The organism is Streptomyces sp. NPDC005262, from assembly GCF_042872425.1.
Lineage (GTDB): Bacteria > Actinomycetota > Actinomycetes > Streptomycetales > Streptomycetaceae > Streptomyces.
This window is the reverse complement of sequence record NZ_JBIAKK010000015.1, coordinates 21,772-33,398: the sequence shown is the minus strand read 5'-3', so window position 1 is coordinate 33,398 and position 11,627 is coordinate 21,772. Positions and strand designations below refer to the sequence as shown.

Sequence of the window (11,627 nt, the reverse complement as noted above, 5' to 3'; positions counted from 1 at the left end):
CGCATTACTCGGCGGTGGCGGCCATGGCCGGGGCTTCCATCAGGATGGTGCGACGCGGGTTGGCCGTCTGCGTCGGCAGGTCGACGGCGTGCTCCTGCTGTTCCGGCGTCTGCAGCACTTCGGCGTCCTTGAGGTGCGCCAGCGTGGTGCGCCGGGGGTTGGCAATGTTGCGGAACATCATCGTCGTCTTCATCTGCCGTCAAGACCCTGTCGGTACAGGCGCCGCCCGGAGGGGCGCGGGTTGTCGGATTTGCCATCCCTGTAAAGCGTCAGGCTAAACATCCAATTCCCTCCGGATCCCCGGAAGAGACGACGATCATCATGTGAGTTTTCTCACGAAGCAGTCGACAATTACCTCATTCCGGGCGTCCGACCTTGATCGAAGAAACGGACATTGCATCACTGAATGAACCATTCCGCTGCTGATCATGTCGACTGGGACACCCCCGACCTCCACCACTTGTGCCCTCGATGAACCATTTTGCCCCTAAACACTCTCCACTACTTGTCACCCAGCCATCACAACGTGTCACTCCGGTCACGGCGTGACTCGGGGGCCTTGTTGGAGATCCGGCACTGTGCTGGAATTCCACGCACCGCCGCGGGTTTCAGGCCGGCGCGCAGGGGCGCAACGCAGCGCCGAGTGGCGGCGGGAAGGGGAAGAGCGCCGGTCACTCACGACCACCATGGGGCGGGAAAACGCCCCACGACGCCGACACCGTCCCGCCCGTCTACGCGGGGGGACGCCTGGTCCAGAGGTTGCGACGCTAGTGCAGGGACGTTTCAAGAGGGATGGCAGCGCTGCGGCGGAACAGGAGCCGCACGGCGGGACCGACCGCGGTTCCTCGCCCCAGCACGCCCAGAACCCCGGACCGGCCGCGGCCGGCGACAGCAGCGAGCGCGCCCCGCGCTCGGCCGGCACGGCGAGTAGCAGCGCCGATCCGATCACCCCGCTCGTGCCCCGGGGCGCCGTCAACACGGGCTCGCGGATAGCTCTTCGGAACTGGCGCATCAGTACGCGTCTGATCTCGCTGCTCGCCCTTCCGGTAGTCGCCGCGACCACCCTGGGTGGTCTGCGCATCAACGACTCCATGAACGACATACAGCAGCTGGACCATATGCAGCTGCTCACCCAGATGACCAAGCAGGCGACCACGCTCGCCCAGGCGCTCCAGGAGGAGCGCGACCGGTCGGCCGGTCCGCTGGCCAACGGGGTCAAGGTCGACGACACCAAGGTCGCCGAGCCGCGCAAGAGGACCGACCGGGCGAAGGCCGCGTTCTTCGCGGCGACGACCGAGATCGGCAACACCGACGGCGACGAGGCTCTTGAGGGCATCCACTCGAGCGTCGCGCAGATCGCCGGCCAGCTCGGACAGATCCGTGACATACGCAAGGACGCGTATGCGAAGGGCAGCCCGAGTCTCCAGACCGTCGATGCGTACAGCCAGCTGATCACCTCGCTGCTGAGCCTCTCGCAGGACATGGCGCAGGCGACCAGCAACCCCGAGATGATCAAGCGGACCCGTGCCCTGGCGGCGTTCTCCTCCGCCAAGGAGTACGCGTCGGTCCAGCGGGCGATCATCGCCGCGGCGCTGCCGGGCGGCGGTGGCCAAAGCGGATCGCATCTCGACCAGAACGACCGGCAGTTCGGCCGCGCCGCCCTCCACAAGGAGACGCTGGCGCTGAAGTCGTTCAACGTGACCTACACGGCCTCGGGACAGAACGCCGAGGAACTGACGGCGACACTGGAGAACGGCAACAACCCGGAGATCAAGGCGGCCGACACCTACGCACAGAAGGTGCTCGACAGCCCCACCGGCATGGCGGGCACGGCGCAGCGTTCGTACCTGGACTGGTACGACCAGAGCTCCACCAAGATCCAGGCGATGAAGACCATCGAGGAGACTCTCCTCAGCGACATGGAGGGCAAGGCCCGCGAACTCCGCGACCAGTCGCAGCGCGAGGCCATCATCAGCGGTGTGCTCATCCTGCTGGTGCTCGGTGTCTCGCTGGTCGGCGCCTTCGTCGTCGCCCGGTCCATGATCCGCTCGCTGCGGCGACTGCAGGACACCGCCACCCGGGTCGCCCAGGACCGTCTGCCGGAGCTCGTCAAGCAGCTCTCCGAGGCGGACCCGCAGGACGTCGACACCTCGGTCGAGTCGGTCGGTGTGCACTCCCGTGACGAGATCGGCAAGGTGGCCGCGGCCTTCGACGACGTGCACCGCGAGGCCGTCCGCCTCGCCGCCGAGCAGGCGCTGCTGCGAGGCAACGTCAACGCGATGTTCACCAACCTCTCGCGGCGTTCGCAGGGTCTCATCCAGCGTCAGCTCTCGCTCATCTCCGAACTGGAGTCCCGAGAGGCCGACCCGGACCAGCTGTCGTCCCTCTTCAAGCTCGACCACCTCGCGACCCGTATGCGCCGTAACGGCGAAAACCTCCTCGTCCTCGCGGGCGAGGAGCCGGGCCGCCGGTGGACCCGCCCGGTCCCGCTGGTCGACGTTCTCCGTGCCGCCGCCTCCGAGGTGGAGCAGTACGAGCGCATCGAACTGGCCGCGGTGCCCGCCACCGAGGTCGCCGGCCGTGTGGTCAACGACCTCGTGCACCTGCTCGCCGAGCTGCTGGAGAACGCCACGTCGTTCTCGTCCCCGCAGACGAAGGTCCGGGTCACCGGTCACGCACTGCCCGACGGGCGAGTGCTCGTGGAGATCCACGACACGGGTATCGGCCTCTCCCCCGAGGACCTCGCGGCGATCAACGAGCGGCTCGCTTCGCCCCCCACCGTGGACGTCTCGGTCTCGCGCAGGATGGGTCTGTTCGTGGTCGGCCGGCTGTCCCTGCGTCACGGCATCCGGATCCAGCTGCGACCGTCCGACTCCGGTGGCACGACCGCGCTGGTCATGCTCCCTGTCGATGTCGCGCACGGCGGCAAGCAGCCGGCGCCGAAGCCGGCCGCGGGTCAGCAGCGCGCTGCCGGCAACGGCGCCGTCGCCGGCGGCGGCAACCGGCCGGGCCTCGGCGCGGCCGCCGGTGCGCAGCGCGGACAGGTCGGTGCGGGCTCCGGTCCGCGGGCCGCACTGCCGGCGCGTGACGGCGGCGGTCCCCGTCAGCCGCAGAACCAGCAGGGCCAGCCGAATCAGCAGGGTCAGCAGGGGCAGCAGCCTCAGCCGAACCAGCAGCGTCAGCAGAACGCCGGGTTCCAGAGTGCCGGGCTCTCCGGCACCGGCCCGCAGGACTTCGCGCGGCAGGAGCCGCCGCGTCAGGGCGGCGGGCTCTCCGGCGCCTTCGGCGGCGGCGCCCGGCTCGGTGCACCCGGAGGTCAGGGCGATCCCGGCCGTACGGACCAGGGCCAGTCCAACCTGTTCGGCCAGAGCCGGCCGGGGCAGTACGACCAGCCGGGTCAGCCCGGCCACCAGAACGGTCCGGCCGGACGGCAGACGCCCCAGCCGCGGCAGGCCCGGCACAACAACCCCGACAACCAGGGCGGCTTCCAGCAGTCCGGCGGGCCGGGCGTCCCCGGCCGTCAGCTGCCGCCCGTCGGCGGGCCCCGTGCCGAGCTGCCCGGCGGCAACCCGCAGCCGCAGCGCCCGCAGACCCCCAGCTGGGGCACCGAGAGTCCGTCGGTGCCGCGGCGCAACCCGCTCGACGCCCCGCGCGGTCACGAGGAGCCCGAGTCCACCGGCCAGTTCCAGCGGCCGATGAACCCGGCCATGGGCCAGCGTCCCCCGCTGGACGACCGTCAGGGCCCCGGCTCCACCGCCGAGTTCGCCCGGCCGGACTTCTCGGCCCCGGCTCCGCAACACCAGGACCCGGCGGGCACCGCGCAGTTCACCCGTCCGGACTTCGGCCGTCCGCAGCCCTCGCAGGACCAGGGGCTGCCGGCTCCGCGTCCGCGCGGCCGGGACAACGAGGACTTCCGTGCTCCTCGTCCGGCCGCCGCTCCCGCGGCTGACGGGCAGTACCGTCCGGTCCTGCCGCCGCAGCCGCAGCCCGAGGCGCTGCCTCCGGCGGGCCCCGGGGACGGTCGTACGCCGCTGTACGACACCCTGGAGACGAACTGGTTCCACGGCCCGCAGCAGGGCGGTCAGCAGCCGCCCGCCGGGCCGCAGGCACCGTCCGCCCCCCAGCAGGCCCCCCAGGATCGTCCCGCTGCCCCGATGCCGCGTCGCGGTGCGGGTGACACGGGCGCCACCACCAGTACCTGGCGTACCTCGCCGAACGACGAACTCGTCCGGCAGGCGGAGCGGGCCAAGAAGCCCGCGGCAGGCGGAATTACCACTTCCGGTCTGCCTCGCCGGGTGCCGCGTGCCAATCTGGTGCCGGGCACCGCCCAGCAGCAGAGCCACCAGTCGGGTCCTCAGGTTTCGCGTGCGCCCGATGACGTGCGCGGGCGACTGACCAATCTCCGCCGGGGTATCCAGCAGGGTCGGCAGGCCAACAACGGCTCGTCGACCGGCAGTTTCCCACTCGGCCCCACTCACCAGCAGGAGCGTTAGTTGAGCCCGATGAGTCAGGCCGCACAGAATCTGAACTGGTTGATCACCAACTTCGTGGACAACACCCCCGGGGTGTCGCACACGGTGGTGGTGTCCGCCGACGGACTCCTGCTGGCCATGTCCGAAGGATTCCCGCGGGACCGTGCCGACCAGCTGGCGGCCGTCGCTTCCGGGCTGACCTCGCTGACCGCGGGCGCCTCCCGGATCTTCGAGGGCGGCGCCGTCAGCCAGACCGTGGTGGAGATGGAGCGCGGGTTCCTCTTCCTGATGTCCGTCTCGGACGGCTCCTCGCTGGCCGTGCTCGCCCACCCGGACGCCGACATCGGTCTGGTCGGGTACGAGATGGCCCTGCTGGTCGACCGCGCGGGGACAGTTCTCACCCCCGACCTCCGCGCCGAGCTCCAGGGCAGCCTGCTCCACTGAGGCGGCCATGAACCGGTGACCGACGCGATCCCCCCCAGGTACCGCACACCCACCATCGACCGTCCGGCCGCTTCAGCCCCCCACCGGCCCCTTCAGACGGCAAGCCGACACCAAGCTGTCACGCCCGGAGGATTCATGACCCCGCCACCCGCCTCACCCGATCCGTACGGCGCACTGCACCACGCGCCGTACGAAGGTGAAGGCGACCAGCCGCTGGTCCGTCCGTATGCCATGACCGGCGGCCGGACCCGGCCGCGCTACCAGCTCGCCATAGAGGCGCTGGTGTCGACCACGGCCGACCCGGCGCACCTGGGGACGCTGCTCCCGGAGCACCAGCGGATCTGCCACCTCTGCCGTGAGGTCAAGTCGGTGGCCGAGGTGTCGGCACTGCTGTCGATGCCGCTCGGTGTGGCCCGGATCCTTGTCGCGGATCTGGCGGAAGCCGGCATGGTGGCCATCCACCAGCCGGGCAACGGAGAGGCCGGCGGCGCGCCGGATGTGACACTGCTCGAAAGGGTGCTCAGTGGACTTCGCAAGCTCTAGCGGCGGTGCGGCCCGGGCCACCACTTCCGCGAAGATCGTGGTGGCGGGCGGTTTCGGCGTGGGTAAGACCACGTTCGTCGGTGCCGTTTCGGAGATCAACCCGCTGCGTACGGAAGCCGTGATGACGTCCGCGTCCGCGGGCATCGACGATCTGACGCACACAGGCGGCAAGACCACCACGACGGTGGCCATGGACTTCGGCCGTATCACCCTGGACCAGGACCTGATCCTGTACCTCTTCGGTACGCCCGGTCAGGACCGGTTCTGGTTCATGTGGGACGACCTCGTCCGCGGCGCGATCGGTGCCGTCGTCCTCGTCGACACCCGGCGTCTCGCCGACTGCTTCCCGGCCGTCGACTATTTCGAGAACAGCGGACTGCCGTTCGTCATCGCCCTCAACGGCTTCGACGGACACCAGCCGTACACCCCCGACGAGGTGCGCGAGGCCCTGCAGATCGGCCCCGACACCCCGATCATCACGACGGACGCCCGCCACCGCGGCGATGCGAAGAGCGGTCTGATCACGCTCGTCGAGCACGCCCTGATGGCTCGGCTCAAGTAGCCGAACGCTCGCCGCAAGTCGGTATGGGGATACGGAAGTTGCTGTAGTCGCACGGGGGTGGACTGTGTCCTTCGACACGATCCGCCCCCGTGTTCATAACGTTTCGACAGAGAATTGCTCCGGCTTCAACACCCGATGCATTCGCCTGGTGTCGCTGTGCTCACATGAGCCCCGCCTTTTGACGGGGCTCGCTCTTTATGCCCGTTTTATCTGAGGCTTGGACCACTCGGAATGGCTCATTCCGACTGTTTGGAACGCGGCCGGTCCCCGTGCTGCAATTCGACGAAACTCCCGAGTAGTACGGCCCTGAACGAAAAACGGCACAGCGTAGGTGCCGACGCCGAGAGGTTGTTGGTCGAGTGAGGCGTAGCAACGAGGGCTCCGCGGCGCAGCAGGAGCGGGGCAACTTCACCCCGCCGCCGCGCACCGCGGCGCCACCCGCCGAGGTGTCCGAAGAGGCACCGGCCGGCGGCAGCACAAGTCGGCTGTCCCCGCGCAACTGGCGGGTGCCCACCCGGCTGAACGCGATCCTTCTGATCCCTGTCCTGGTCGGCCTCGTCATGGGCGGCTTCCAGGTGAAGGGGTCGATCGACACCTGGAGAGAGGCCCAGGACGCCGAGAAGACCGCGCTGATCGTGCGCGCGGCCTCGGTGTACGGACAGGCACTGCTCAACGAGCGTGACCTCTCCGCCCAGCCCCTGCTGTCGAACAAGCGCGACGCAGCCGTCGTCGCCCAGGTGTACGCCGCCACGGACGCGGCCGCCGCCAAGTTCGACGAGGCCGTGCAGGGCATGCCGAAGAAGCAGGGCCTGGAGCGTCGTCTCCAGCTCTTCAAGCAGGAGGAGCCCAAGCTCCCCGACCTGCGCAAGGCCGCCTACGCCGAGGCCATGGACCCCGTGAAGACGGAAGAGGGCTACGTCAAGGTCCAGCACTCCCTGATGGAGTTCTGCAACGAGCTCGGCCTCGGCACCGGCAACATCACGAGCTACGGCCGTACGGTCTACGCGATCGAGCTGGCCAAGGCCGCAGAATCGCTTCAGCGCTCCATCGGTATGCACCTGCTGGTGCGTCCGAGCCAGGAGGGCGTCAAGTTCAACGCCCAGGTCAAGGCCTTCGGCTCGTACAACTACCTGGAGCAGATCGCCCTCGGCGAGTTCGTCTCCGGTGGTACGGAGGCCGATGCCGCCCGGCTGAAGCAGGTGATGGCCGCCAAGGCGGCCGACGGTGCCAAGAAGCTGAAGGCCGCAAAGGCACAGGCGGACGCGGCGGGTGTGCCGTTCGTCGCGCCGCCCAGCATCGACGGCTCCGTCTTCGACGGGATGGCCCAGCAGATCGGTCAGGGCCAGCAGCCCGGCAAGCTGGCCCAGAAGGGCATCACGCCCGAGACCTGGATGGCCGCCTCCACCGCCAAGTTCGACGGCTACACCACGGTCGAGGACGAGCTCGTCGACAAGGCCGTGACCGAGGCGGCGGACATCTCGTCCAGCGCCAAGACCGACGCCATCGTCAACGCCGCGATCGTGCTCGTGGCCCTGCTGGCCGCCTTCATCCTGGCCGGTCTCGTGGCCCGCCAGATGAGCCGCTCGATGCGCCAGCTGCGTACCGCCGCCTTCTCGATCGCCGAGCAGCGGCTCCCGATGCTCGTCGACCAGCTGTCGCGGACCGAGCCGGGCCGGGTCGACACCCGCGTCCAGCCGATCCCGATCACCACCCGGGACGAGATCGGCGAGGTCGCCCGCGCCTTCGACCAGGTGCACCGCGAGGCGGTTCGGCTCGCTGCCGAGCAGGCCATGCTCCGAGGCAACGTCAACGCGATCTTCACCAACCTGTCGCGCCGCAACCAGTCGCTGATCGAGGGCCAGCTGACCCTCATCACCGACCTGGAGAACAACGAGGCCGACCCGGACCAGCTGGAGAGCCTCTTCCGGCTGGACCACCTGGCCACCCGTATGCGCCGCAACGGCGAGAACCTCCTCGTCCTCGCCGGCGAGGAGCCGGGCCGCCGCTGGAACCAGCCGGTTCCGCTGGTCGACGTCCTGCGGGCCGCCTCCTCCGAGGTGGAGTCGTACGAGCGCATCGAGCTCTCCGGTGTCCCGGAGACCGAGATCCACGGCCAGGCCGTCACCGACCTCGTGCACCTGCTGGCCGAGCTGCTGGAGAACGCCACCACGTTCTCCTCGCCGCAGACCAAGGTCCGCGTCACCGCGACCCGGCTGCCGGACAGCCGTGTGATGGTCGAGATCCACGACAAGGGCATCGGCCTCACGGCCGAGGACTTCGCGGACATCAACCACAAGCTGGCCAACCCGCCGACGGTGGACGCCGCGGTGTCCCAGCGGATGGGTCTCTTCGTGGTCGGCCGGCTCGCCGACCGCCACGGCATCCGGGTCCAGCTGCGCCCCTCGGGCGAGCAGGCCGGAACCACCTCCCTGGTCATGCTGCCGGACGCGATCACGCACGGCGGCGGCGGCCAGCTCGAACCGCTCGCCGCCCAGGACGACTTCACGGTCTCCTCGATCATCCCGCGGCAGCAGGCCTTCGAACCGCTTCCGCAGCAGCCCCAGATGCGTACGGCGGCGGAGCTCGGCTTCGACGACTCGCGCTACGAGGACCCGGCGGTCGACCCCGCGCAGCTCGACCCGGTGGGCCGCTCGCTGATGCGTGAGGAGCGCCGGGCCGCACTGGAGGCCCAGACGGGCGGCGAACGCCCGCAGTTCCAGGAAGACGCGTTCCAGGGCGGTGCGTACCAGGACGCCTCCTACGCCGAGAACGCATACGCACAGGACCCGCAGCAGGAGCAGTACGCGCAGGCCGCGTACGACGGTTCCTACGACGCGTACAGCGGCGACAACGGCTACACCGAGCAGCCCGACTACCCGTCGCAGGGCGGCTATACGGAGGCGGCATATGCCGCCTCCGAGAGCGCTCAGCGGGGCTACGAGGACCAGTTCGCCGCCCAGCCCCACCAGGGAGAGTGGGCTGATCAGGGCGCGTACCAGGGTCCGTACGAGCCCATGTCGCAGGCCGAACCGGAATCTGTCCCGAGCGCTCCCGCCGAGCCGCAGGAGCGCGTAGGCTTCGACCGTTCGGGTCCCACCCCGAACGTCGGCAGCGAGATGACCGATGCCGGTCTGCCGCGCCGGGGCGGTCAGCAGCACTGGCAGCCCACGGGCCGCGGCAATGACCAGTCCGTCGCAGCACAGCAGCAGCCGCAGCAGCAGGAATTGCCGCAGCGGCCGTCGCCCGCGCAGCAGGACGGGAACGGTTCCGACGACTGGCGCTCGACGAACGACGAGCGCTGGGAGCGGGCCGAGAAGCTCCGGGAGCCGAAGGCGGGTGGGGTCACCCCGTCCGGACTTCCCCGGCGAGTGCCCAAGGCCAATCTGGTCGAGGGCACGGCGGAGCAGACCCAGCAGGGCGGCCCTCAGGTCTCCCGCGCCCCTGAGGACGTCCGGGGCAGGTTGAGCAACCTGCGACGGGGCATTCAGCGGGGTCGCAACGCTGGTTCGGACACAAGTAATACCTACAACCAGGAGCGTTAGTGTGAGCCCGATGAGCCAGGCGGCGCAGAATCTCAACTGGTTGATCACCAACTTCGTGGACAACACCCCCGGGGTGTCGCACACGGTGGTGGTCTCCGCCGACGGACTCCTGCTGGCCATGTCCGAAGGATTCCCGCGGGACCGTGCCGACCAGCTGGCGGCCGTCGCTTCCGGCCTGACCTCGCTGACCGCGGGCGCCTCGCGGATCTTCGAGGGCGGTGCGGTGAATCAGACAGTTGTGGAGATGGAGCGCGGATTCCTCTTCATCATGTCCATCTCCGACGGATCTTCGCTGGCTGTTCTCGCCCACCCCGACGCCGATATCGGTCTGGTTGGGTACGAAATGGCCCTTCTGGTCGATCGTGCAGGCACGGTCCTCACCCCGGACCTCCGTGCCGAACTGCAGGGAAGTCTTCTTAACTAGTAGACAGACAGTGCGTTATGCGTCACCGCACCATAAGGTGCGGTGGCGCGGCCCCACTGGGATCGGGACCGGCAGTCGGAGGAGGAATTGTGGCAACACCCCCAGGCGGACACCAGTACGACGGTGGTCAGCAAGTACCGGGCGAGCACGGGGACAACCGTTACAACTTCCCCTCCACCCCCCGCAGACAGGGCTCGCAGCAGCCTTACGAGCCCCAGCAGCCGTACCCGCCCCGGCAGCCGCAGGACGGCGGGTGGCAGCAGGCGCAGGACGGCGGGTGGCAGCAGGACGGTGGCTGGCAGCAGCAGCCGCCGCAACCGCCGCAGCGCCCTCAGCGCCCGCATCGGATCGAATCGCCCCAGCAGCCCCGCATTCAGACGGTGCAGCCGCGGCGGCCCGCCGAGCCCGCCGGTCCCGCCGCCCACAACCCGCTGGTCCGTCCGTACGCCATGACCGGCGGCCGGACCCGACCGCGATACCAGCTCGCCATTGAGGCGTTGGTCAGTACCACGGCCGATCCGTCGCGGCTGCAAGGGCAGTTGCCCGAGCACCAGCGGATCTGCCGGCTGTGCTTCGAGATCAAGTCGGTTGCCGAGATCTCGGCGCTTCTCACGATCCCCCTCGGCGTTGCCCGGATCCTCGTAGCCGACCTGGCCGAGGCCGGACTCGTCGCTATCCATCAGCCCGGCGGCGACGAGTCCGCCGGCGGCCAGCCAGATGTGACACTGCTCGAAAGGGTGCTCAGTGGACTTCGCAAGCTCTAGCGGCGGAGCAGCCCGCTCCACTACCTCCGCGAAGATCGTGGTGGCAGGGGGCTTCGGCGTGGGTAAGACCACGTTCGTCGGTGCCGTTTCGGAGATCAACCCGCTGCGCACCGAAGCCGTGATGACGTCCGCGTCCGCGGGCATCGACGATCTGACGCACACAGGGGACAAGACCACCACGACGGTGGCCATGGACTTCGGCCGTATCACCCTGGACCAGGACCTGATCCTGTACCTCTTCGGTACGCCCGGTCAGGACCGGTTCTGGTTCATGTGGGACGACCTCGTCCGCGGCGCGATCGGGGCCGTCGTCCTCGTCGACACCCGGCGTCTCGCCGACTGCTTCCCGGCCGTCGACTATTTCGAGAACAGCGGACTGCCGTTCGTCATCGCCCTCAACGGCTTCGACGGACACCAGCCGTACACCCCCGACGAGGTGCGCGAGGCCCTGCAGATCGGCCCCGACACCCCGATCCTGACCACGGACGCCCGCCACCGCGCGGACGCCAAGAGCGCGCTCATCACGCTCGTGGAGCACGCGCTGATGGCGCGCCTGCGGTAGGCTCCCGCAGCCGTACGAAGAGGCCCCGCACTCCCGAGGGAGTGCGGGGCCTCTCGCGTGCTGCGGGCCGTCTGCCGGGCCGCTGTCAGCCCTGCCAGGAGTGCGGGGCGCGGAAGCCCGGGGTGCGCTCGAGGCGGCGCCAGCCGGCGTGGGTACGGCCGCGGTGGGCCGGGGCGGCGTCGGGGGTGGCGGCTGCGCGGGCGAGCAGGACCGCGGTTATCGCGGCCAGCTCCTCGGGGTCGGCAAGACCCTTCTCGACGCGCAGCACGGACTCGGCAGGAGTGGTGCTCATGGATGTCTCTCCGTCTTCTGGG

At 69.5% G+C, this 11,627-nt stretch carries 10 protein-coding genes; 8 read left to right on the top strand and 2 right to left on the bottom strand.

Annotated features, from left to right (window positions below):
* Positions 1–4 precede the first annotated feature (4 nt).
* A complete protein-coding gene (locus tag ACFYP5_RS29410) occupies positions 5–193 on the bottom strand; it encodes a hypothetical protein (RefSeq protein ID WP_389041661.1) in 189 nt (62 codons plus the stop codon).
* A gap of 577 nt (positions 194–770) precedes the next feature.
* Between ACFYP5_RS29410 and ACFYP5_RS29405 the strand changes: the two genes are divergently transcribed.
* From ACFYP5_RS29405 to ACFYP5_RS29370, 8 genes are all read left to right on the top strand, one after another.
* A complete protein-coding gene (locus tag ACFYP5_RS29405) occupies positions 771–4,493 on the top strand; it encodes a nitrate- and nitrite sensing domain-containing protein (protein WP_389041659.1) in 3,723 nt (1,240 codons plus the stop codon).
* 9 nt (positions 4,494–4,502) lie between these two features.
* A complete protein-coding gene (locus tag ACFYP5_RS29400; protein ID WP_024495006.1) occupies positions 4,503–4,916 on the top strand; it encodes a roadblock/LC7 domain-containing protein in 414 nt (137 codons plus the stop codon).
* Between the two features lie 135 nt (positions 4,917–5,051).
* Complete coding sequence (locus ACFYP5_RS29395; protein ID WP_389041657.1) at positions 5,052–5,459, top strand: DUF742 domain-containing protein; 408 nt, start codon at positions 5,052–5,054, stop codon at positions 5,457–5,459.
* Positions 5,440–6,021 (top strand): ATP/GTP-binding protein, encoded by a 582-nt coding sequence (locus ACFYP5_RS29390; RefSeq protein ID WP_073738725.1) that lies wholly within the window; start codon positions 5,440–5,442, stop codon positions 6,019–6,021. The genes ACFYP5_RS29395 and ACFYP5_RS29390 overlap by 20 nt, the downstream gene beginning before the upstream one ends.
* A gap of 359 nt (positions 6,022–6,380) precedes the next feature.
* Positions 6,381–9,563, top strand: a complete 3,183-nt coding sequence (locus ACFYP5_RS29385; RefSeq protein WP_389041655.1) for a nitrate- and nitrite sensing domain-containing protein — start codon at positions 6,381–6,383, stop codon at positions 9,561–9,563.
* A gap of 10 nt (positions 9,564–9,573) precedes the next feature.
* Positions 9,574–9,987, top strand: coding sequence for a roadblock/LC7 domain-containing protein (locus tag ACFYP5_RS29380; RefSeq protein ID WP_030980891.1), 414 nt, complete (start codon positions 9,574–9,576; stop codon positions 9,985–9,987).
* Positions 9,988–10,076: 89 nt separating this feature from the next.
* Complete coding sequence (locus ACFYP5_RS29375) at positions 10,077–10,751, top strand: DUF742 domain-containing protein (RefSeq protein WP_389041654.1); 675 nt, start codon at positions 10,077–10,079, stop codon at positions 10,749–10,751.
* Positions 10,732–11,313, top strand: coding sequence for an ATP/GTP-binding protein (locus tag ACFYP5_RS29370; protein WP_014048542.1), 582 nt, complete (start codon positions 10,732–10,734; stop codon positions 11,311–11,313). Before ACFYP5_RS29375 ends, ACFYP5_RS29370 begins: the two co-directional genes overlap by 20 nt.
* Positions 11,314–11,398: 85 nt before the next feature.
* Here ACFYP5_RS29370 and ACFYP5_RS29365 read toward each other — a convergent pair whose 3' ends face one another.
* Positions 11,399–11,605 carry an acyl-CoA carboxylase subunit epsilon gene (locus ACFYP5_RS29365; protein WP_389041652.1) on the bottom strand — a complete coding sequence of 69 codons (207 nt, stop codon included), beginning with the start codon at positions 11,603–11,605 and terminating at the stop codon, positions 11,399–11,401.
* Positions 11,606–11,627: the final 22 nt, after the last annotated feature.

What these genes read in the sequence shown, in the direction of transcription:
- ACFYP5_RS29410 (WP_389041661.1), bottom strand. Translation starts at nt 193, where the DNA reads ATGAAGACGACGATGATGTTCCGCAACATTGCCAACCCCCGGCGCACC.
- ACFYP5_RS29400 (WP_024495006.1), top strand. Translation starts at nt 4,503, where the DNA reads ATGAGTCAGGCCGCACAGAATCTGAACTGGTTGATCACCAACTTCGTG.
- ACFYP5_RS29395 (WP_389041657.1), top strand. Translation starts at nt 5,052, where the DNA reads ATGACCCCGCCACCCGCCTCACCCGATCCGTACGGCGCACTGCACCAC.
- ACFYP5_RS29380 (WP_030980891.1), top strand. Translation starts at nt 9,574, where the DNA reads ATGAGCCAGGCGGCGCAGAATCTCAACTGGTTGATCACCAACTTCGTG.
- ACFYP5_RS29365 (WP_389041652.1), bottom strand. Translation starts at nt 11,605, where the DNA reads ATGAGCACCACTCCTGCCGAGTCCGTGCTGCGCGTCGAGAAGGGTCTT.